Origin of the sequence: Dactylosporangium sp. NPDC049742 (genome assembly GCF_040674675.1) — a bacterium.
GTDB lineage: Bacteria > Actinomycetota > Actinomycetes > Mycobacteriales > Micromonosporaceae > Dactylosporangium > Dactylosporangium maewongense.
The window spans coordinates 112,724-133,319 of record NZ_JBFANF010000008.1 but is presented as its reverse complement, the minus strand read 5'-3'; the positions used below and the strand labels follow the sequence as shown (position 1 = coordinate 133,319).

Genomic DNA, 20,596 nt, shown 5'->3' with positions numbered 1-20,596 from the left:
GCCGTATCCGATCCGTCATGGCACGGTTGGCCTGGGTAGGGCGGCACAACCGAACGGGGATCAGCTTTGGACACGAACTACGCGCGGGTGTTCCAGCACACCGGCGCGGTCGACAAGTACGAGCACGTCACCTACGCACCCGGCAGCTACGCGTCGCGGATCAACGAGCGGCAGCGGGCGTACCTGCGGGCCCTGGTCCGGCGGTCGTTCCCGAACCAGCGACCGGACCAGCGATCGGACCAGCGACCGGACCAGCGACCGGACCAGCGACCGAACCAGGGACCGGACCAGCGGCCGGTCCAGCACGATTTCGCCTGCGGCACCGGCCGGGCGATCCGCAGCCTGCACGGGCTCGTCCGGGAGGCCCACGGCTACGACACGTCCACCGACATGCTCGCCAAGGCCGCCGAGGTCGGCACCCGGGCGCAGCTGCACGCGATCCCGGCCGACGGCCCCGTGCCGCAGCCCGCACCGGCGGACGGACCGGCGCTCGTCACCGTGTTCCGGCTGCTGCTCAACGTCGACGACACCGTCCGCGACCGGGCCCTCGCGTTCGCGGCCAAGGCCCTGCCCGACCCCGGCGCCGGGCTGCTCGTCATCGAGAACCACGGCAACGCCAACTCGCTGCGGCACCTGCGGGCACACCGGCTGCGGGGGCAGCGGTGGTTCGCCGAGCTGTCGCACGACGACGTCGACCGGCTGCTGGCCAGGCACGGGTTCGAGACCGTGGAGCGCCGCGGCTTCTCGATGGTGACGCAGGGTTGGTACGAGCGGCGCGGGCTCGACCGGATCGCGCGGGGCGTCGACTCGGCGGCGAGCGTGCTGCCCGGCACCGACCGGTACGCGGTGAACGTCGTCTACGTGGCGCGCCGCCTGCCCCGCTGAGCCGGATTGCCACGACGGTGGCGGCGGGGGCACCATGGTGCGCGTGCCGCCACCTGCCGCTTCCCGCCCGCCGCCGCAGGTTCTCGAAGCGGTCCTCGAGCGGCTCACGTACGCGAACGAGGAGACCGGCTACACCGTCGCCCGCGTCGCCACCGGGCGCGGCACCGACCTGCTGACCGTCGTCGGTGCCCTGCTCGGGGCGCAGCCCGGAGAGAGCCTGCGGATGCGGGGCTGGTGGTCGTCGCATCCGCAGTACGGGCGGCAGTTCGAGGTCGTCTCCTACACCACCGTGCTGCCCGCCACGATCCAGGGCATCCGCCGCTATCTCGGCTCCGGGCTCATCAAGGGGATCGGCCCGGTGTTCGCCGAACGCATCGTCGAGCACTTCGGCCTCGACACGCTCACCGTCATCGAGGAGCACCCCGAGCGCCTCGTCGAGGTGCCCGGCCTGGGGCCGAAGCGCACCGCGAAGATCACCGCGGCGTGGCAGGAGCAGAAGGTCATCAAGGAGGTGATGGTCTTCCTCCAGGGCGTCGGCGTGTCGACGTCGATCGCGGTGCGCGTCTACAAGCAGTACGGCGACAAGTCCATCGACGTGGTGAAGACCGAGCCCTACCGGCTGGCCACCGACGTGTGGGGCATCGGGTTCAAGACCGCCGACGCGATCGCCCAGGCCGTCGGCATCCCGCACGACAGCCCGGAGCGGGTGAAGGCCGGACTCCAGTACACCCTCTCCGAGGCCACCGACAACGGGCACTGCTTCCTGCCCGCCGCGCAGCTGGTCGCCGACGCCACCAAGATCCTCGACGTGCCCGCGGACCTCGCCACCCGCTGCCTCGACGAGCTCGTCACGGAGGAAGGGGTGGTGCGCGAGACGGTCCCCGGCAACGACGGACCGGCCGTGTACCTGGTGCCGTTCCACCGCGCGGAGCAGTCCCTGGCCAACGCGCTGCTGACCCTGCTGCGGGGGCGGGGCGACCGGATGCCGCACTTCCACGGCGTCGACTGGACCCGCGCGCTGGCCTGGCTTCGCTCGCGCACCGGCGCCGACCTGGCGCCCGAGCAGGAGCAGGCGGTCCGGCTGGCGCTCACCTCGAAGGTCGCGGTGCTCACCGGCGGGCCGGGCTGCGGCAAGAGCTTCACCGTCCGGTCGGTCGTCGAGCTCGCCGCCGCGAAGAAGGCGAAGATCCTGCTGGTCGCCCCGACCGGCCGGGCCGCCAAACGCCTGTCCGAGCTGACCGGGCAGCCCGCCGCGACCGTACACCGGCTGCTGAAGCTCCAGCCCGGCGGCGACGCCAGCTTCGACCGGGACAACCCCCTCGACGTCGATCTCCTCGTCGTGGACGAGGTGTCCATGCTCGACCTCATCCTCGCCAACAAGCTGGTCAAGGCGGTGCCGCCCGGCGCGCACCTGCTCCTCGTCGGCGACGTCGACCAGCTGCCGTCCGTCGGCGCCGGCGCCGTGCTGCGCGACGTCCTCGATGCGGAGGCCGTTCCGCGGGTACGCCTCACGCAGGTCTTCCGGCAGGCCGCCGACTCCGGCGTCGTCACCAACGCGCACCGGATCAACGCCGGCCTGCCGCCGGTGGTGCAGGGCATGCGCGACTTCTTCCTCTTCCCGTGCGACGACACCGAGGCCGCGGCGCAGCTCACCGTCGACGTGGTGCACCAGCGGATCCCGGCGAAGTTCGGCCTCGACCCGCGCCGCGACGTGCAGGTCCTCGCCCCGATGCACCGCGGCCCAGCGGGCGCCGGCGCGCTCAACGCCCTGCTGCAGGAGCGCCTCACCCCGTCCCGCGACGGCCAGCCGGAGCGCCGCGCCGGCGGCCGGGTGTTCCGCATCGGCGACAAGGTCACACAGATCCGCAACAACTACGAGAAGGGCCAGGCCGGCGTCTTCAACGGCACCCTCGGCGTCGTCACCGCCCTCGACCCCGACGAGCAGACCCTCACCGTCCGCACCGACGAGGACGAGTCCATCGACTACGACTTCGACGAGCTCGACGAGCTGCAGCACGCGTACGCGATGACCATCCACCGCTCCCAGGGCTCCGAGTACCCCGCCGTGGTGATCCCCCTGACCACGAGCGCCTGGATGATGCTGCAACGCAACCTGCTCTACACCGCCGTCACCCGCGCCAAGCGCCTCGTCGTGCTGGTCGGCTCACGCCGCGCCCTCGCCGCCGCGGTCCGCACCGTCGGCAGCGGCCGCCACACCGCCCTCACCCACCGCCTCAGCCCCTGACCCGTTCAGCTTCGCCAGCAAACGCGGGTGAGCAGGCACACCGCCCGGTGGGGACAGCGCTGAGCACCCCCGGGCGTGCTGGCAAGCGGCGGTCAGAGCTCAGCAGCAGGGCGTCGCCTCGCCGTGATTGCGCGGTGCACGGCGGCGGCGGTCATGAGGGCCGCCGCGGTCACGCCGAGGAGGCGCGCGGAGACCACCGCCGGTTGGGGCACGGCTGGCAGGAAGCCCACGTACCGGCGGCGGGGCTGCGGGGCGAGCGCGGCCGCCGCGGTGCCGGCCACACCGACCGCGGCCGCGGTGCCCCAGAAGGCCCCGGGCCGCCGCTGCACGTGCGGCGCCGGGCCGTGCCACGCGGCGATCCGGCGGGTGCGGCCCAGCCTCGCCGACATGGCGAGCCACGCAACGGCGCCCACCGCGCTGGAGGCCAGGTGCAGCGGCACCCACGCCGGCACCCCGGGCAGCACCTCCCGGGCCAGGCGCGGCAGACCGACCCTGGTGCCGGTCACCGTGTCGTGGGTCAGGTGGTCCCACGCGACGTGGCTGGCGGCGCCGATGAGCGCCGAGCCGGCCGTGACCCACCACGGGTGCCTGGCCCGGGCGAGGGCGCCGTAGTCGTGGACGGCGAACGGGCCGAGGCCCGGCAGGTGCGCGGCGACCTCCGGCGCCGCCCGGCGCACCAGCAGAGTCGCCGCGGTCGTGACGGGCACCGACGCGAGCACGCCCCACCACGTGTGGCCCTTGGTGAACGGCGGCCGGCAGTGCATCGCGTACGGCAGGTCGGGCGCGGCCGAGCCGATGACCAGGGCGACCCCGTCGAACCACGCGGGCCGCCACAGCTTCAGCGGCAGGACGGCGGCGGCGTGCGAAGGGAAGGTGGCCGGCATGATCGCGACTGTAGCCGGGTCCGCCGCGGTTCAGGTGCCGCAGCGGGCCAGCCCGGCGCGGACCTTGGCGCGGACCACCCGGGTCGCGGACTCGGTCACCCGGGCGGCGAACGCGGGGTCACCCTTCGCGGCGGTCAGGAGCGCCTCGGTCCACGGGCCGGCGTCGGACAGCTTCACCGACAGGGCCATGTCGCCGCCGGCCTTGATGAAGCGGACGGCGCGCTGGCCGAGCGGGATCGAGGCGACCGCGGTGGCGGCGCCGAGGTCGTCGGAGAGCACGAGGCCGTCGAAGCCGAGCTTCTGGCGCAGCAGGCCGGTGACGATCGGCTCGGAGAACGCGGCGACGTTGGCCGGGTCCAGCTTCGGGTACGTCGCCGAGGAGATCATGACCGCCGCCGAGCCGGCCGCGATGCCGCTGGTGAAGGGCTGCAGGGCCGGGTCGTCGGCGGTGGTGATGTCGTCGCGGGCGCCGGTGGAGGTGTCGGTGTTGACGCGGACGCGGCCGAGGCCCGGGAAGTGCTTGAGCGTGGCGAGCACGCCGGCGCCCTGCATCGCGGTCACGACGGTGGCGACGTCGGCGGCGGCGGGTTCGGGGGTCGCGCCGTACTGGCGGTCGAAGCCGCCGATCGGCGGGTTGGCCTTGCCGACGGAGGCCGGGACGACGTCCGCGACCGGAGCCAGGTCGATGGTGACGCCGATGGCCTTGAGCCGGCCGACCCACTCGGCGGTGTTGGCCTTCAGCGTCGCGTCGTCCTGTTTGCCCTGGTTGACCGCGGACGGGATGGGCGGGAAGTCGGCGCCCTTCAGCGTCTGGACCTGCCCGCCCTCCTGGTCGACGCCGATCTGCAGGCCGAGCCCCGACTTGGCCGCGGCCGCCTGCAGCTGCTCGATCGACTGGCGCAGCGACGCCGCCGACGCCGTGCTGCGGCCGGCCAGGAAGATGCCGCCCAGCTGGTACCGCTGAATCGCCTGGACGGCGTTGAGCGGCGTCCCGATCGGCGTGCCGATCATGAGAAGCTGACCGACCTGCTGCTCCAGGGTGAGCTTCGCGACCAGCGCGGCGGCACAGTCACCGCTCGGCGAGGCGGACGGCGACACCGGGGCATGCGTGCCGGCACCAGCGGGCGTGCGGGCGTCGGATGCCGGTGTACCGCGACCGGCCGCGACGAACCACAGCGCCGCCCCGGCCGCGACGAGCACCACGGCGGCGACGGCGACGGTCCACCTGGGGAACGGGCCGATCCGGCCACGATGGCGAGCCATGGGCCGCTCCGTCCGTGGGGTTCGCAGGATGCCCGACCCGATGGACGTTACCCGGCCCGCACCGGCCGCCCCCCGCCAGCCCGCGGCGGACCGGGCCGGCCGCCGGAGCGGGGCGACCGGAAGCCAGGCAGCCGGACGCCGGTGCCCGTGGGAGCTGAGCGACCGGCGGCCAGGCGGCCGGAGGTGGGTCAGCCCGCGGCGGAGCGGGGCATGCGGTGGTCGGGCAGCTGGTGCAGCCACAGGGCGAGGGCCCGGACGGTCTCCCGCTCGAACGCGGCCTTCGCGCGGGTCACGGCGGCCGCGCCGGCCACGTCGTCGGCGAGCGCGTGCATGCGGGCGCGGGTGACGGCGAGCCCGCTGCGGATGAACATGTCGAAGGTCGCCTCGTCGGCGGACTCCACGGCGAGCATGCCGCGCACGTACACGTCCTCGATGCTGACGTCCGGGGGCAGGGCGCACAGCCAGGTCCGCTGGCGCTGCCGGCCGGCGGCGGTGAGCGAGCAGGTGCGCCGGTTGCTGCTGGCCATGCGGGCCGGGACGGCGGTGTCGACCCGCAGGAAGCCGGCCCGCTCCAGCCGCGTCACGGACGCCATCACGCGGACGATGTCCATCCGCCGGGCGCTGCCGAAGATCTCGTCGTGGCGCCGCATGAGCTCCCACGCGCTGCTGTCACGGCCGCCCAGCAGGGCGAGCAGCACGTCGTCGAGCACCAATGCCAGGCACCTCCCGCCGAACTTCTACACGACGTAGAAGTTAGCAGAGGTCACGCCTCGGGGTGCTCCCGCAGCAGCGCGCGGAGGGTCTGCTCGTCGCGGTCGTCGAGGGTGCCGACGAACCGGCGCAGCACCGTCGCCCGGTCGGGCTCCTCGGCGAGCAGGCGGCTCATCCGCTCCGCGACCAGCCCGGCCGCGTCGCGGAGCGCCCCGTAGCGGAACGCACGGCCGTCGCGGTGCCTGGTGACGGAGCCCTTCTCGTGCAGCCGGGTCAGGGTGGTCACCACGGCGCTGTACGACAGCGCGCCGTCGGGATCGAGCAGGTCGCGGACCTCGCCCGGGGTGAGCGGCCCGGCGGCGGCGCCGAGGACGGTGATCACCTGCGCCTCGAGCTGTCCGGGCCGGCGCCGGCGGTCTCCCGGAGGCGGTGGTGTACTCATCGCGACGACTCTATCCAGCCGCGGACGGCCGCCGCTGACCCGATCTGGCTAGAGTGCGAGGGGCACGGACACCGCGCGGGGGGAGGCACATGTTCGATCATTTCGTGTGGTCGGTGCTCGTGGTGCCGCCGCTGGTCCTGCTCGTCGTGCGACTGCTCGCCGACCGGCTACCGCCCGCCGGCGCGGCCCGTGCCGTCGCCTGGTCCGCGGCCGTGGTCGCCGCCGCCAGCACCGTCAACCTGCTGCTGTTCACGCTGAAGGCGCTCGCCCAGGTGCCGGCCGTCGCCGGCGTGTTCGGCTGGTCGGCGACGGTCGTCACGGCCGACACCGCCGCGGAGCCGTGGGCGCCGTGGCTCAGCGTCGCGCTGCTGGCCGCCGTCGTCGTCTCCGTCACCCGCCGCTGGCGCCACCACCGCGACGTCCTCGCGCTCGGCCGGTCCGCCGGCGACGGCACGGCGCTCGTCGTGCTGCCCGACGCGGAGGCGAAGGCGTTCGCGGTCCCCGGCCGGCCCGGTTACGTCGTGGTCACCACCGGTATGCGGTCGCTGCTGACCGACCGGCAGTTCGACGCACTGCTCGCGCACGAGCAGGCGCACCTCGCCGGCCGGCACCACCGGCTGGCCCGGCTGGCGGGCACGGCCGCCGCCGCCCACCCGGCGCTGTGGTGGGTCGCGAAGCACGTCGACTACCTCCTCGAACGGGCCGCCGACGAGCACGCCGCCGTCGAGGTGGGCAGCCGTCGCACGGTCGCGCACGCCATCGGCGCGGCCGCGCTGGCGAGCTCCGGTGCCGGCGCGACCCCGGCCGGATCGGGCTGGTCGGTGCTGCACGTCGCGATCCCGCAGGGCATCGTGCCGCGCCGGGTGTCGCTGCTGCTGACCCCGCGCACCTGGCCCGCCGCGGGGCTGCTGAGCCTGCTGCCCGCCGCGCTGGCCGCGTTCAGCGTCGTCTGGTCGGTCGAGGCCGCCATCGACCTGGTCGAGCTGCTCATGGCGGCCAGCGGGCGCTGATCGGGCCCGCGACCCGGCCCGGGGCGACGCCGAGCGGTCCGCGCCGGCGCCAGCACCGACGGGCTCGGAAACCCGGGTAAGTGATTCCGGGCCCTGAAGCGTTCATGGGGCGTGGGGCACATGGAGTTCACCGAGTTCTACCGGTCGGAGCGCGACCGGTGCCTGCGGGCCGTGCTCGCCGGCGTCGCGGACCGCCAGGTCGCCGAGGACCTGGTGGCCGAGGCGTTCACCCGGGCGTGGATGTCGTGGCACAAGGTGCGGCGACATCCGGCGCCGCGGGCCTGGGTGGTGCGCACCGCGCTCAACCTGCGGGTGTCGTGGTGGCGCCGGCACCGCCGCGAGGTCGACCTCGGCGACGGGCCCGTGGACGCCGCCGTCGGTACCGGCGAGCCCGGCGGCGGCCTCGACCCGGCGCTGCTACGGCTGCTGCGCGCCCTGCCGCCCCGGCAGCGGGAGGTCATCGCGTTCCGGGTCTTCCTCGACCTCGACACCGCCGCCACCGCCAAGGCCCTGGGCATGGCCCCGGGCACCGTCACCGCGCACCTGTCCCGGGCGATCGCGACGCTGCGCGGCCATCTCGTCGTCAACCACAGCCAGGAGCAGTCATGAACAGTCAGGAGCAGTCATGAACGACCACGACACCGACGTCCTCGACACCCTGCGGGGCTCGCTCGACGCGGTCACGATGGGCACGCCCGTCGATGACATCGTGAGCACCGGCCGGGCCCGCCGCAACCGCCGACGGCTGGCGACCGTCGCCGCCGGCACCGTGGCGGTGGCCGGCGTCGCGCTCGGCGTGGCGAGCCTCGCCAACCCCCCGGCGGGACCCCCGGCCACGGCACCCGGCGCGAACGCGGCCGGCGAGGTGCACGTCCGGACGGTCGCCTACACCGTCGACTCCCGGGCCGACGGCACGGTCCAGGTGACCTGGACCAAGCAGCAGTGGTTCGAGGATCCCGCCGGCCTGGAGGCGGCCCTGCGGCAGGCCGGCTTCCCGGTGGTCGTCAAGGTCGGCGAGTTCTGCGCCGGCCCGGGCGACGACCTGACGCTGGTGCGCGGCTCCGGCCCCGGCGTCAGGGACGTCGTGCGACCCCTGCCGGGCGCCGACGCGACGTTCGTCTTCGACGCCTCGGCCCTGCCGCCCGGCAAGCAGCTGTTCATGGGGTACCTGAACCCCGCCCAGCTGGAGGTCACGGGCGGCTCCCCCGGCGTGGTCGAGCGCCTGGTGCCCATCGACACGCCGCTGACCTGCACCACCGTGGCCCCGCCGCGGGAGGGCCCCCGGGCCGGCAGCGAGGAGATCCCGTCGGCAAAGCCGGCCAAGCCGACCAAGTAGCCCCACTCAGCGACTGCCCCGGCGCCGGTTGGTGCCGGGGCAGTCGTGCGTCCTTGACACCTTCGGCCCGCCATGACCATCATTGTACTAAGCACTTAGTGGATTGAGGCTCTGGTGATCGACTTCCAGCTCGACGACCGGTCCGGCGTCGCCACCTACTTGCAGCTGGCGCAGCAGGTGCGGCACGCGCTGCGGCTGGGGCTGCTGGAGCCCGGGGACAAGCTGCCGACCGCGAAAGAGGTCGTGGCGAAGCTCGCGATCAACCCCAACACGGTCCTGAAGGCCTACCGCGAGCTGGAGCGCGAAGGCCTGCTGGTGGTCCGGCAGGGGCTCGGCACGTTCGTCCGCACGACGCTCGGCCCGAAGGACCGGGCCGAGCAGGCGGAGCAGGCCGAGCTGCAGCAGCGCCTCGCCGACTGGGTGCGCGCGGCCAGGCAGGCCGGGCTGGTCGACGACGACATCGAAGCCATGTACCGCGCGGTGATGCGGCACGACACGGAGGGACTGCATGACACCCGCACTGGAAGCTGAGGGACTCGGCCGCCGCTACGGGCGGAAGTGGGCGCTGCGCGACTGCACGCTGTCGCTGCCCGCCGGTCAGGTGATCGGCCTCGTCGGCCCCAACGGCGCCGGCAAGACCACGCTGCTGAGCCTGGCCGTCGGCCTGCTCCGCCCGACCGAGGGGTCGGTGCGGATCCTGGGCCGCCCGCCGCGCTCGCCGGGCACGGTCGCCGAGGTCGGGTTCGTCGCGCAGGACAAGCCGCTGTACCGCAATCTGACCGTCGCCGAGACGCTGCGCATGGGCGCCTGGCTCAACCCGGGCTGGGACCCACGGGCGGCGACGGAGCGGATCGAGCGGATCGGCATCCCACCCGGGCAGAAGGTCGGCCGGCTCTCCGGCGGGCAGCGCTCGCAGCTCGCCCTCGCGGTCGCGCTGGGCAAGCGGCCCCGGCTGCTGCTGCTCGACGAGCCGGTCGCCGACCTCGACCCGATCGCCCGGCGCGACTTCCTGCGGACACTGATGGCGGAGGTCGCCGAGTCCGGCGTGACCGTCGTGCTGTCCTCGCACCTGCTCGCCGACGTCGAGCGGACCTGCGAGTTCCTGGTGCTGCTGAGCACCTCGCACGTCCAGCTCGCCGACGACACCGAGACGCTGCTGGCGCAGCACCGGATGGTCACCGGCCCGCGGGCCGCGGCACCGGCGCTGACCGCGGCGCACACCGCCGTGCAGGCCGACTACACCGACCGCCAGGCCAGCCTCATCGTGCGTGCCCGCGGGCCGATCGACGAGCGGGTCTGGACGGTGCGACCGGTCTCCCTCGAGGAGCTGGCGCTGGCCTACATGACGGCGGTGGCGGCATGACGAGACTCGCGTGGCGGCTGGCCCGGCCCAACATCCTGTCATCCGCGCTGCTGCTCGCCGCCGTCGCGGTGTTCGCGGTGCTGACGCGCCGGGCGATGACCGGGTTCATGCACGACTCCGGGCTCGACGCTTGCCTCGCCGGCGGCGGCGACTGCGGCGACCTCGTGCAGGCGTTCGACCTGCGGTTCGACGCGGTGACCACCGCGGTCAAGCTGCTCAACGTCGTGCCGATGCTCATCGGGGTCTTCTGGGGCGGGCCACTCATCGCCCGGGAGCTGGAGCAGGGCACGCACCGCCTGGTGTGGACGCAGTCGCACGGGCGCGGCCGGTGGCTCGCCGCGCGGCTCGGGCTGCACCTGGCCGGCGCCGCCGCCGTCGCCGCGACCTTCACCGAGCTGATGACGTGGTGGTTCGAGCCGATCGAGCGGATCCGGGTGCAGGGCACCGTCATGTACGGCCGGCTCGACCCCAACGTGTTCGACTTCCGGGGCATCGTCCCCGTCGCGTACGCCGTCTTCGCGTTCGCCGTCGGCGCCGCGGCCGGGGCGCTCCTGCGCCGGACCGTCCCCGCGATGGCGGTCACCCTGGTCACGTACCTGGTGACGACCCTGCTCGTGCGGGTGTGGCGGGAGCACTTCATGGCGCCGCTGCGGTCCCGGTACGCGTTCGGCGCCGCCGACCCGCGGGCCGGCAAGGGCGACTGGGTGCTGGGGCACGACACCGTGAACGCCGCCGGCGTCCTGAGCCCGCTGTCGGAGGTGCCCGCGGCGTGCGCGGCACAGGCCGACCGCGCCGCGACCGACGCGTGCCTCGGCGGTCTCGGGTACGAGTGGGCCGACACGTACCAGCCGATCGAACGCTTCTGGACGTTCCAGCTCATCGAGTCGGGCATCTTCGTCGGGCTGGCCGCCGCGGCGCTCGGCCTGGCCGTCTGGTGGGTGGTTCGCAGGCTCGCGTAACCGTTCGATCTGTCCTACCATCCAAATGTCCTACATTTGGAGGTCGGAGTGCTGTCGAGCCCGCAACGGGCCGTGCCCCTCGCCACGCAGGTCGCCGGTCAGTTCAAGCAACTGATCGCGGCCGGTGACTGGCCGGTCGGCTCCCGGATCCCGCCCGAGCACCGGCTCACCGAGCAGCTCGGCGTCAGTCGCAACACCGTCCGGGAGGCGTTGAGCGCGCTCGTACACCTCGGACTCCTCGAAGCGCGTCCCGGCGACGGCACCTACGTGCGCGCCGACAGCGAGCTGCAGGTGTCCCTCGGCCGGCGGGTCGCGGAGGCCGACCCCGACGACGCCTTCGAGGTGCGGGCGCTGCTGGAGCACCGCGGGTCGCGCCGGGCCGCCCTGCACGCCACCGCCGAGGACGTCGCCCACCTGCGCGAGCTGCTCGACCGGCGGGACGCCGCCCGGACCGGCGACCTGGCGGGCTTCGTCGAGGCCGACTTCGCGTTCCACCGCGCGGTCGTCATCGCCGGCGGCAACCCGCTGCTCGCGGAGTTGTACCAGCACCTGAGCCCCGTCATCACGCAGACGATCAGCGACAGCGCCGGGCTGGACCACGACAGCACCGTGCACGACCTGCACCACCACCTGGTCGACGCGATCGAGGCCGGTGACCCCGACGCCGCCGAGGCGTGCAGCGTCGCGCTGGTCGCCGAGGGCCGCGACATCCTGCGCGGGAGCGCGTCGTGACCGCCACCCTCGCGCCCGTGCGGGCCCGCACCGGGCTGCTCGTGGTCGGCATCCTGCTGATCGCCACCAACCTGCGGGCCGCGCTGACGTCCGTCGGGCCGGTGCTCGACGACGTGCGCGCCGACCTCGGGCTGACCGCGACCGCCGCCGGCGTGCTGACCGCGCTGCCGCTGCTCGCGTTCGCGGGATTCTCGCCGGTCGCGCCGCTGGTGGCGCGGCGGCTCGGGCTGGAGCGCACCCTCGGCCTCGGCCTCGCGGTGCTCGCCGCCGGCATCGTGCTGCGGTCGGTGCCCGTCGCCGGCGGGATCTGGGCCGGCACGGTCGCCATCGGCGCGGCGATCGCGTTCTTCAACGTGCTGCTGCCCAGCCTGGTCAAGCGGGACTTCCCGGACCGGGTCGCGCAGCTGTCCGGCGGCTACTCCGCGACGCAGAGCATCGTCGCGGCGATCGCGTCCGGCGTCGCCGTGCCCATCGCGGGCCAGTCCACCGCCGGCTGGCGGATCGCGCTCGGCTGCTGGGTCGGGCTCACGGTCGTCGCCGCCGCCGTCTGGCTGCCCCGGCTGCGCACCCGCCCGGCGGGCCCCGACGGCGGCGCCGGCGCGACCGTCGCGCACCGCTCGCCGTGGCGCAGCCCGATCGGCTGGCAGGTGACGCTGTTCATGGGCCTGCAGTCGCTGGTCTTCTACGTGATGGTCGCCTGGCTGCCGAGCATCGAGCAGGACCACGGGGTCAGCGCCACGACCGCCGGCTGGCACCTGTTCGTGTACCTGATCGCCGCGGTCGTGGCGAACCTCGCCGCCCCGCACCTCATGCGCCGCCTGCCCGACCAGCGGTTCGTCGCGCTGCTGTGCGCCGCGGTGATCCTGCTCGGCGTCGGCGGGCTGCTGCTCGCGCCCGGCCTGTCCGTCGTGTGGCTGGTGAGTGCCGGCCTCGGTGCGGGCCTGTCGCTCGTGCTGTGCCTGTCGCTGTTCAGCCTGCGTGCCGTCGACCACCGCCAGGCCGCGGCCCTGTCGGGGATGGCGCAGTCGATCGGCTACCTCCTGGCCGCGTGCGGCCCCGTCCTCATCGGCGCGCTGCGCGACGCGAGCGGCTCGTGGACGTTGCCCTTGGCGACGATGTGCGCACTGATCGCGGTGATGGGTGGCTTCGCCGTCCTCGCCGGCCGGGACAGGGTGATCGGCTGACCCGGCGGCCGACCCGGCAACCGAGACGGGCCGCCCGTAACAGGATCGGTCGACCGGGCGGCCGGCGGTGCCGTGGTGAAAGCCGCCGGAGTGGCACAGTTCGTCGATGGACACGGCGCCCGGCGGCTGTCCCACCCGGCGCCGATCGGATACGGTCGTGCGGGTGTCCGCGAAGCGTCTGACGCTGCCCGCCCGGGTCAAGGCCCTCACCGTGCCGCTGCCCCCGGGCAAGACCATCCGGCCCGACCTCGACGACGACGAGCCGGCGGTGCTCTGGCTGAGCAAGACGTCCCCGCCGCCGGGGCTGTGGGAGGAGCTGCGCGCCGCACACCCCGCCACCGGACTGTGGCCCCTGCTGCTGACGCACCTCGACGGCGACCCGTGCCGGCCGTGGATCGAGGGTGAGCTCGTCCCCGACGACATGTCCGACCCCGCGGACCACGACCCGGCGGCGCTGCTGCCGAAGTGGTGGGCGGAGACCGGCGACGGACGCGGCCCGTGGCCGGGGCTGGCACCCGCGGCGGGCGTGGACCCCGCCGACGCCGACGCGACCGCCGACCGGGAGGCGGCCGCGCTCGTCGCGTCCCGCCGGCCGTGGCGGCTCGGCCTGGTCGCCGCCGGTCGCGGCGCCGACGCGCTCACCGTCGTCGGCTGGGACGGCCCCGCCAACCACACCGACGACACCGCCCACATCAGCGCGGTCCTGCGCAGCTGGGAGGAGCGCTTCGGGGTCCGGGTCGTCGGGGTCGGCTTCGCCGAGCTGTTCCTGAGCGTCGCCGCGCCACCGTCCACGGTGGACGAGGCATTGACGGTCGCCGCGGAGCACGTCGCCTTCTGCCCCGACACCGTGTGGGGCGGCACCGACCTGCCCGGCTACGCGGCGGGCCTCGTCGGCGCGCCCGCCTGGCACTTCTGGTGGGACTGACCGCCCGCTGTGCGGGTCGGCGACGTGCATCGTTCGCCTTGTATTTCCCCACGGTTCACCGGCGTCTCCGAGGCTGCGAAGGAATCAAGCAGACTTCTTTGGAGCGTGCCAGCGTGACTGTTTCTCGCCGTCAAGTTCTCAGTGGTACGGCCGCGGCGGGCGTCGGCCTGACCGTCGCCGGTGCCCTGCCGACCCTCGCCGAGCCCGCCCTCGCGCACGAGGAGCACCGGCCGTCCTCCGGCGGGCGCCCGTTCCCGCCGCTGAAGGACGACCCGAACGGCATCCTCGCGCTGCCCGAGGGCTTCTCCTACACGATCGTCACCCGCGAGGGCAGCACGGAGATGAACGGCAACCAGGGCAAGACGCCCGGTTACCACGACGGCACGGGCGTCGTCGCCGCCGGCCACAACAAGCTCACGATCATCCAGAACCACGAGCTCAACCCGCACACCATCGCGTACGGCGTGCCGCACATCGAGGGCACCGTGTACGACCCGGGCGCCCCGAACGCGGGCGGCTGCACGGTCATCACCACCGACGGGCAGGGCCGGCGCACCGGCGAGTGGGTCGGCATCTCCGGCACGCTGCGCAACTGCGCGGGCGGCGTGACCCCGTGGGGCACCTGGCTGACCTGCGAGGAGACCACCGCCAACGCCGGCGCCACCTGGACCGCCGGCGGCCAGACCGGCACCTACCAGAAGGCCCACGGCTACGTCTTCGAGGTCTTCCCGGCCGAGTCCAAGAAGCAGCTGCCCAAGGCGATCAAGGCGTTCGGCCGGTACGACCACGAGGCCCTCGCCGTCGACCCGGACCTCAAGCACGTCTACCTGTCCGAGGACGCCAGCAGCCCCAACGGCCTGTTCTACCGCTGGCGCTCGACCGACGGCAAGCGCCTCGGCGCGGGCATCGCCAACTCGCTGGCCGACGACGCCGGCAAGCTCGAGGCGATGCAGATCCGCCTCGACGACGGCAGCATCCTGCCCGACGTCGCGTACCTCACCTCCGCCCAGATCGGCCGCCCGTTCAAGGTGACCTGGCTCGAGGTGCCGGACCGCGACGCGACCACCAAGCCGGTCCGCACCCAGTTCGCCGACGGCACGGTCACCCGGGGCAAGAAGTTCGAGGGCGTCTGGAGCACCCGCAAGGGCTGCTACATCGTCAACAGCTTCGCCTTCGGCGCCAACGACCTGCCCGCCGACGCGACCAAGCACGACGGCATGGTGTGGTTCTACGACTACTCCGACCAGACCATCACCCTGGTCACGTACTTCCCGCACAACTCCGCCGCCGAGGGCGAAGGCCCGGCGCCGAAGTACGCCGACATGACCTTCGACGGGCCCGACAACGTCACGGTCACCCCGTGGGGCACCCTCGTCCTCGCCGAGGACGGCGTCCGCGCCTCGCACGTGCTGAGCTCCGTCCCCGGCGGCCCGACCTACGCGATCGCCCGGAACATGCTCAGCAACGGCACCTCCAACGGCGCCCCGACCTACTCCGAGTTCACCGGCCCGACGTTCTCCCCGGACGGCAAGGTCCTGTTCGTCAACATCCAGGTCCCCGGCATCACCCTGGCCATCACCGGCCCGTGGGGCCGTTACCTCGGCTGACCAGCACTCCGGGGCCCCGGCGGAATCCGGGGCCCCGGAGTGAATTTCCACCGTCGCGTGGCGTGCGGTGCCGGCGGTCGCGCAAGCTTGGGCCGACGGAAGGGGCCGGCGTGCGGCGGATCGTGGACGGCTTGTGGGAGCTGCGGTTCGGTTACGTGCACGCGCACCTCGTCGAGGCCGGCGACGGCCTGGTGCTCATCGACACCGGGCTGCCGCGCCGGGCCGGACGGCTGGCGCTCGCGGTCCGGGAGACCGGGCACGACCTCGCCGACCTGCACACCATCCTGACCACGCATCGGCACCCCGACCACACCGGCTCGCTCGCCGACCTGCGGCAGCGGACCGGGGCGCGGGTCGTCGCGCACCGGCAGGACGTCCCGGTCATCACGGGTGAGCAGGCGCCGCCCGTACACCATTGGCTGATGCGACTGTCGGCGCGGATGCTGAAGGCCGACCCCGCGCCGGTCGACCTGGTCCTCGACGGGGACGGCCCGACCGGGGTCCCCGGCATCACCGCCGTGCACACGCCCGGGCACACGCCGGGACACGTGTCGTTCCTGCTCGACCGCGCCGGCGGGGTCCTGTTCGCCGGTGACGCGGCGGGCTCGATGTTCGGCCGGGTCCGGGCGTCGCCGCGGCTGACCAACGCCGACCAGGCCCTGGCGGTGCGCAGCGCCGCCCGCCTCGCCGAGCTCGACTTCCAGGTCGCGGTCTTCGGCCACGGCGCCGCGGTCCGGGGCGACGCGGTGTCCCGGTTCCGGGACTTCGCCGCCCGGCTGCGCTGAACGCCGGTCAGACGAACGAGTCGAGGGCCTCGCGGATCAGGGTGCGCATCGTGTCGCTGCCGGTGTGGCCGGAGTCCTCGACGACCGTCAGCGTGGCGTCCGGCCAGCGCTCGGCGAGCAGCCACGCCGTCTCCAGCGGGCTGCTGATGTCGAACCGGCCGTGCAGCAGCACGCCGCGGATCCCGGCGAGCCGGTCGGCGTCGCGGATCAGGACGCCCTCCTCCAGCCAGGCGGCGTTGGCGAAGTAGTGGGTGCAGATGCGCACCATGGCGAGCTTCGCGTCGTCGGGGCGGCCGCTGTACGCGTCGGGCACGCCGTTCGGTTCGAGCGAGACGGCGGTGTCCTCCCACGCGCACCACGCCTGCGCCGCGGCGGCCCGCACGGCCGGGTCGGGCGAGCCCATCAGCCGCGCATAGGCCGCGATCAGGTCGCCCGCGCTCGCACGTGCCGGCGTCCGGTCACTCACCGGTGCCACGTGGTCGCGGAACGCGGCCCACTGCGCCGGGAAGAAGCGACCGACGCCCTCGTAGAGCCAGTCGCGTTCGCGGCGGCGGGTGGAGGTCACGCCGTCGATGACGATGCCGGCGACGCGGTGCGGGTGACGTTCGGCGTATGCGAGGATCAGCGTCGACCCCCACGACCCACCGAACAGCAGCCACCGGTCGATCCCGAGGTGCTCGCGCAGCCGCTCCATGTCGGCGACGAGGTGGTCCGTCGTGTTGTGCCGCAGGTCGGCGTCCAAGGTGGACGCGTGCGGCGTGCTGCGCCCGCAGTTGCGCTGGTCGAACTGCACGATCCGGTAGCGCTCCGGGTCGAAGTAGCGCCGGGTCCGCGGGCTGCTGCCGGAGCCCGGCCCGCCGTGGACGACGGCGGCGGGCAGCCCGGCCGGGTTGCCGCTGACGGACCAGTGCACGAGGTTGCCGTCGCCGACGTCGAGCATGCCCTCGTCGTGCGGCTCGATGGGTGGGTACATGCCGAGCAGAATACAACAGCGCTGTTATATTAGTGCTGTGACATTCCTCGGCAGCCGGCTGCGGCACCTGCTCGAACTGCTCGACGGCGACGTCGCGGGCGTCTACGCGGACCTCGGCCTGCCCGACATCCGGCCCAGGTTCGCCCCGGTCGTGCGCACCCTGGCCCGGCAGGGGCCGGGCACGATCCGCGACCTGGCCGCCGCGATCGGCGTCACCCACTCGGCGGCGAGCCAGACCGTCGCGGAGATGGCCCGGCAGGACCTGGTGCGCCTGGAGCCCGGCGCCGACGCCAGGCAGCGCATCGTCCACCTCACCGACCGGGCGGCCCGACTCATGCCGGCGATCGAGGCGGAGATGGCGGCGACCGACGCGGCCGCCGAGGCGTTCGACGCGCAGCTGCCGTACCCGTTGAGCCGCCTCGTCGAGGAGGCCATCGCCCTGCTCGAGCAGCGCCCGATGCGCGACCGGATCGGCGAGGTGGTGGTGGACGGGAAGCCGTGACCGCCGCGACTCAGGCCGAGGCGGACGCGGCGGCCGCGGACTGGGCCTCCCACATGGTGACGACGACGCCGAGGACGAAGACCTGCACCGGCAGCGGGAGGCCCGGCAGGTCGACCTCGACGTCACTGCCCCAGAAGCTGGTCTTGCGGACCGAGCCGACCTTGCGGCCACCCGCGTACAGGTCCTGGGCCTGGCTCCACACCGAGGCGCGCTGGAACTGGTACGTGACGCCGCCCGCGGCGACCGTCCACTGCTTGCGGCCGACCCGGTCGGCGGCGACGACGGACTCGCCCGCCTTGTCCTGCATCACGAAGCGGCTGCCCCACGCGTTGCCACGGACGAGGAACGACTGGCCGGCGACGGTCAGCTGGCCGCCACTGCGCCAGACCCCGCCCTCCCACGCGGCGACGGCGTGGCCCTGTTGCGTGACTGTATAGCGCGCCCGCCAGACGCTGGTCCGCTTCGCGATCAGCATGTATCGAGGGTAGCCACTCAGCCGTCGTACGAGCCCGCGGTGCGCAGGTCTTGAGCGTCTCTTGAGTGCGCGCGCTGCTCGACGACGCGCGGGTCCCCGGCACCGGGGGGCGGTGGCTCGACGGTCGGGGCCACCGTCGAGCCCAGGACGCTCAGCAGCGCCGGGGCGAGCAGGGACCGGACGATGAACGCGTCGATGAACACGCCGACCGCGAGGGCGAAGGCGAGTTCCCGGAAGGGGCGCAGCGGCACGATCAGCAGCAGGCCGAAGCTCACCGCGAGCGTGAACGCGGCGGTGCGGATGGCCTTCGCCGAGTGCGGCAGGGTGATCGCGAGCGCCTCGCGCAGCGGTCTGGTCCGGGCCTCGCGCCAGGCGGGGCCGATGCCGAAGATGTTGTAGTCGGAGCCGAGCGCGACGAGCAGCACCGCCGCCGCGAACGGGACGTAGAACGTAAGGCCGTCGCCGCCGAGGCGGTCCTGGAAGACGTACGTGGTCAGGCCGAGGGTGGCACCGATGGCGAGGACGCTGCAGGCCAGCAGGCCGATCGGGGCGACCAGGGCCCGCAGGAACAGCACCAGGAAGAGCAGGTTGGCCAGCAGCGCCGCGATCGCGATGCGGCCCAGGTCGTGCACGGTCTGGTCGACGATGACGTGGGCGACGGCGGTGTCGCCGCCGAGGCTCGCCGTCGCGCCGTCGAGCCCCGCGTCGCGCAGCAGGCCCGGCAGGTCCCGGTCGAGCCGGCCGGCGGTGTCGACGGCCCGGGCGCCGAGCGGCTCGTCGGCGAGGACGAGCAGGAAGCGCGCGGCGGAGCCGTCGCGGGCCTGGAAGACGCTGAACCCTTCCGGCAGTCCCTGGGTGCCGGGGCCGAGGACGGCGGCGACGCCCGGCTCGCGGGACAGCGCCTGCTGCAGCTTCGCGAGCTCCGCCGGGCGGGCCGCGACGCCGGCGCCCTCGATGAGCACCTCGGTCGGCGACAGGATGCCGTCGGCGAAGCCGGTCTCCGCGGCGTCGGCCGCGACCCGGGTCGGGTGTCCTGGCGGCAGCGCCTCGACGAACGAGACCCCGAGCCGGATGTGCTGCAGCGGCAGCGCGGCCGCGACGAGCCCGCCGACGCACAGCAGCAGCACCGGCAGCGCGAACCAGCGGCGGGTCAGCAGCCTGGCCCACCAGCGCCCGCCGACCGGGGCCGGCTCGGCGCCGCGGGTGCCGAGCGGGCGGCGCAGCGGCGACCAGAAGACGAACCGGCCGAAGATCGCCAGCAGCGCCGGCACCAGGGTCACGGCCACCAGGACGCCGATGAGGATGGCGAGCGCCATCCCGGGGCCGAACGCCCGGAAGGTCGGTGCGTCGGCGACGATGAGCGCGCCGGTGCCGGCGGCGGCGGTCGCCCCGGCGACCGCGATGATCGGGGTGTAGCGCGCGGTCGCGTGCCGCGCGGCGTCCAGCCGCGACTCCCCCGCGGCCAGCTGCCGGCGCGCCGCCGACAGGTAGAACACGACGTAGTCGGTGACGACGCCGAGCAGCAGCGCGACCAGCAGCGGCTGGGTCTCCTGCGGCACCGGCACCCCGAGCCGCTCCGCGAGCGCGCCGCCGACGTGCAGGGTCAGCAGCGTCGCGACCCCGGCGGCGCTGAGCGCGAGCAGCGCGGCGATCAGCGACCGGAACGCGAACGCCACGATGAGGAACACCGCGCCGACGGTGATCAGCTCCAGGGTCGGCACCTTCGACTGCAGGATGCGGGTCTGCTCGACCCGCGCCGGCACCGAGCCGGTGATCCCGACGACGGCGTCGTCCGCGCCGTAGTGCGCGGCCACGAACTTCTCCGCGGCGGCGACCTGGTCGGCGAAGGTGACGTCCGGGTCCGTGAAGAGCAGCGTCACGATCGTGGTGCCGTCCTCGGCGGAGCCCGGGAAGAGGCCGAGGGTGTTCATGACCGGCACCGCCGCGCGGATCGGCGCGACGTCGGTGTACGTGCCTTCGCTGACCGCCCGCGCGCGGGCGACCGCCTCGGTCTGGGTGGCCTGCGGCAGCCCGTCGGCCTTGCGCTGCACCACGGCGACGCGGCTCAGCAGCGGGAAGCCGAACTTCTCGAACGAGCGGACCTCGCTGGCGACGGCCGGGTTGCCGGCGGACACCAGCTGCTCGAGGTCGCTGCCGCCCTGGTTGGTGGCCGGCAGGTACTGCACGGAAAGGACGACCGCGACGGCCCACCCGCCGACGATCAGCCAGCGCAGCGCGACCACCAGCGTCGCGTATCCACGCATCAGCACGTTGGGCCGCCACCGGCTGCGAGGCTCCACGACGTCGGTCACGGT

The 20,596-nt window shown here is 74.1% G+C and carries 21 protein-coding genes; 14 read left to right on the top strand and 7 right to left on the bottom strand.

What is annotated here, in order from left to right:
* Positions 1–66 precede the first annotated feature (66 nt).
* Together AB0J72_RS13400 and AB0J72_RS13395 are read left to right on the top strand one after the other, a co-directional pair.
* Entirely contained in the window at positions 67–885 is an 819-nt protein-coding gene (locus AB0J72_RS13400; RefSeq protein WP_363398303.1) for a class I SAM-dependent methyltransferase, read from the top strand.
* A gap of 43 nt (positions 886–928) precedes the next feature.
* Positions 929–3,130 carry an ATP-dependent RecD-like DNA helicase gene (locus tag AB0J72_RS13395; protein ID WP_363398301.1) on the top strand — a complete coding sequence of 734 codons (2,202 nt, stop codon included), beginning with the start codon at positions 929–931 and terminating at the stop codon, positions 3,128–3,130.
* 92 nt (positions 3,131–3,222) lie between these two features.
* On the opposite strand, the gene AB0J72_RS13390 is transcribed toward AB0J72_RS13395, so the two are convergent.
* The 4 genes from AB0J72_RS13390 to AB0J72_RS13375 form a co-directional block, all read right to left on the bottom strand.
* A complete protein-coding gene (locus AB0J72_RS13390) occupies positions 3,223–4,014 on the bottom strand; it encodes a DUF4184 family protein (protein ID WP_363398299.1) in 792 nt (263 codons plus the stop codon).
* 30 nt (positions 4,015–4,044) lie between these two features.
* Entirely contained in the window at positions 4,045–5,277 is a 1,233-nt protein-coding gene (locus AB0J72_RS13385; RefSeq protein WP_363398297.1) for a glycoside hydrolase family 3 N-terminal domain-containing protein, read from the bottom strand.
* 188 nt (positions 5,278–5,465) lie between these two features.
* Positions 5,466–5,987, bottom strand: a complete 522-nt coding sequence (locus tag AB0J72_RS13380; protein WP_363398295.1) for a PadR family transcriptional regulator — start codon at positions 5,985–5,987, stop codon at positions 5,466–5,468.
* A gap of 53 nt (positions 5,988–6,040) precedes the next feature.
* On the bottom strand, positions 6,041–6,430 hold the full coding sequence (locus AB0J72_RS13375) for a BlaI/MecI/CopY family transcriptional regulator (RefSeq protein WP_363398293.1): 390 nt from the start codon (positions 6,428–6,430) through the stop codon (positions 6,041–6,043).
* Between the two features lie 89 nt (positions 6,431–6,519).
* On the opposite strand from AB0J72_RS13375, the gene AB0J72_RS13370 reads away from it, so the two are divergent.
* From AB0J72_RS13370 to AB0J72_RS13320, 11 genes are all read left to right on the top strand, one after another.
* A complete protein-coding gene (locus tag AB0J72_RS13370) occupies positions 6,520–7,440 on the top strand; it encodes a M56 family metallopeptidase (RefSeq protein WP_363398291.1) in 921 nt (306 codons plus the stop codon).
* A gap of 120 nt (positions 7,441–7,560) precedes the next feature.
* Entirely contained in the window at positions 7,561–8,049 is a 489-nt protein-coding gene (locus tag AB0J72_RS13365; protein ID WP_354891959.1) for a sigma factor-like helix-turn-helix DNA-binding protein, read from the top strand.
* Between the two features lie 16 nt (positions 8,050–8,065).
* A complete protein-coding gene (locus AB0J72_RS13360) occupies positions 8,066–8,776 on the top strand; it encodes a hypothetical protein (RefSeq protein WP_363398289.1) in 711 nt (236 codons plus the stop codon).
* 114 nt (positions 8,777–8,890) lie between these two features.
* Positions 8,891–9,307, top strand: a complete 417-nt coding sequence (locus AB0J72_RS13355) for a GntR family transcriptional regulator (protein WP_344510672.1) — start codon at positions 8,891–8,893, stop codon at positions 9,305–9,307.
* Positions 9,285–10,139 carry an ABC transporter ATP-binding protein gene (locus AB0J72_RS13350; protein WP_363398287.1) on the top strand — a complete coding sequence of 285 codons (855 nt, stop codon included), beginning with the start codon at positions 9,285–9,287 and terminating at the stop codon, positions 10,137–10,139. Before AB0J72_RS13355 ends, AB0J72_RS13350 begins: the two co-directional genes overlap by 23 nt.
* A complete protein-coding gene (locus AB0J72_RS13345; RefSeq protein ID WP_363398285.1) occupies positions 10,136–11,098 on the top strand; it encodes a hypothetical protein in 963 nt (320 codons plus the stop codon). Before AB0J72_RS13350 ends, AB0J72_RS13345 begins: the two co-directional genes overlap by 4 nt.
* 36 nt (positions 11,099–11,134) lie before the next feature.
* Positions 11,135–11,830: a FadR/GntR family transcriptional regulator gene (locus AB0J72_RS13340; protein WP_363398283.1), complete on the top strand. Its 696-nt coding sequence runs from the start codon at positions 11,135–11,137 to the stop codon at positions 11,828–11,830.
* Positions 11,827–13,014, top strand: coding sequence for an MFS transporter (locus AB0J72_RS13335; protein ID WP_363398281.1), 1,188 nt, complete (start codon positions 11,827–11,829; stop codon positions 13,012–13,014). The genes AB0J72_RS13340 and AB0J72_RS13335 overlap by 4 nt, the downstream gene beginning before the upstream one ends.
* 163 nt (positions 13,015–13,177) lie before the next feature.
* The gene (locus AB0J72_RS13330) at positions 13,178–13,939 is read left to right on the top strand and encodes a DUF4253 domain-containing protein (RefSeq protein ID WP_363398279.1); all 762 of its coding nucleotides are present in this window, start codon (positions 13,178–13,180) and stop codon (positions 13,937–13,939) included.
* Positions 13,940–14,052: 113 nt separating this feature from the next.
* Entirely contained in the window at positions 14,053–15,546 is a 1,494-nt protein-coding gene (locus AB0J72_RS13325; protein WP_363398277.1) for an alkaline phosphatase PhoX, read from the top strand.
* Positions 15,547–15,656: 110 nt separating this feature from the next.
* Positions 15,657–16,331 (top strand): MBL fold metallo-hydrolase, encoded by a 675-nt coding sequence (locus AB0J72_RS13320; protein ID WP_363398275.1) that lies wholly within the window; start codon positions 15,657–15,659, stop codon positions 16,329–16,331.
* A gap of 7 nt (positions 16,332–16,338) precedes the next feature.
* Here the strand turns inward: AB0J72_RS13320 and pip are convergent, their stop codons facing one another.
* Positions 16,339–17,304: a prolyl aminopeptidase gene (gene pip, locus AB0J72_RS13315; RefSeq protein ID WP_363398273.1), complete on the bottom strand. Its 966-nt coding sequence runs from the start codon at positions 17,302–17,304 to the stop codon at positions 16,339–16,341.
* A 37-nt stretch (positions 17,305–17,341) separates the two neighbouring features.
* Between pip and AB0J72_RS13310 the strand changes: the two genes are divergently transcribed.
* Positions 17,342–17,806, top strand: coding sequence for a MarR family transcriptional regulator (locus tag AB0J72_RS13310; RefSeq protein ID WP_363398271.1), 465 nt, complete (start codon positions 17,342–17,344; stop codon positions 17,804–17,806).
* A gap of 10 nt (positions 17,807–17,816) precedes the next feature.
* Here AB0J72_RS13310 and AB0J72_RS13305 read toward each other — a convergent pair whose 3' ends face one another.
* Together AB0J72_RS13305 and AB0J72_RS13300 are read right to left on the bottom strand one after the other, a co-directional pair.
* Complete coding sequence (locus tag AB0J72_RS13305; protein WP_363398269.1) at positions 17,817–18,281, bottom strand: hypothetical protein; 465 nt, start codon at positions 18,279–18,281, stop codon at positions 17,817–17,819.
* A gap of 17 nt (positions 18,282–18,298) precedes the next feature.
* Positions 18,299–20,593 carry an MMPL family transporter gene (locus tag AB0J72_RS13300; RefSeq protein ID WP_363398267.1) on the bottom strand — a complete coding sequence of 765 codons (2,295 nt, stop codon included), beginning with the start codon at positions 20,591–20,593 and terminating at the stop codon, positions 18,299–18,301.
* Positions 20,594–20,596: the final 3 nt, after the last annotated feature.

What these genes read in the sequence shown, in the direction of transcription:
- AB0J72_RS13390 (WP_363398299.1), bottom strand. Translation starts at nt 4,014, where the DNA reads ATGCCGGCCACCTTCCCTTCGCACGCCGCCGCCGTCCTGCCGCTGAAG.
- AB0J72_RS13385 (WP_363398297.1), bottom strand. Translation starts at nt 5,277, where the DNA reads ATGGCTCGCCATCGTGGCCGGATCGGCCCGTTCCCCAGGTGGACCGTC.
- AB0J72_RS13375 (WP_363398293.1), bottom strand. Translation starts at nt 6,430, where the DNA reads ATGAGTACACCACCGCCTCCGGGAGACCGCCGGCGCCGGCCCGGACAG.
- AB0J72_RS13370 (WP_363398291.1), top strand. Translation starts at nt 6,520, where the DNA reads ATGTTCGATCATTTCGTGTGGTCGGTGCTCGTGGTGCCGCCGCTGGTC.
- AB0J72_RS13365 (WP_354891959.1), top strand. Translation starts at nt 7,561, where the DNA reads ATGGAGTTCACCGAGTTCTACCGGTCGGAGCGCGACCGGTGCCTGCGG.
- AB0J72_RS13360 (WP_363398289.1), top strand. Translation starts at nt 8,066, where the DNA reads ATGAACGACCACGACACCGACGTCCTCGACACCCTGCGGGGCTCGCTC.
- AB0J72_RS13350 (WP_363398287.1), top strand. Translation starts at nt 9,285, where the DNA reads ATGACACCCGCACTGGAAGCTGAGGGACTCGGCCGCCGCTACGGGCGG.
- AB0J72_RS13345 (WP_363398285.1), top strand. Translation starts at nt 10,136, where the DNA reads ATGACGAGACTCGCGTGGCGGCTGGCCCGGCCCAACATCCTGTCATCC.
- pip (WP_363398273.1), bottom strand. Translation starts at nt 17,304, where the DNA reads ATGTACCCACCCATCGAGCCGCACGACGAGGGCATGCTCGACGTCGGC.
- AB0J72_RS13305 (WP_363398269.1), bottom strand. Translation starts at nt 18,281, where the DNA reads ATGCTGATCGCGAAGCGGACCAGCGTCTGGCGGGCGCGCTATACAGTC.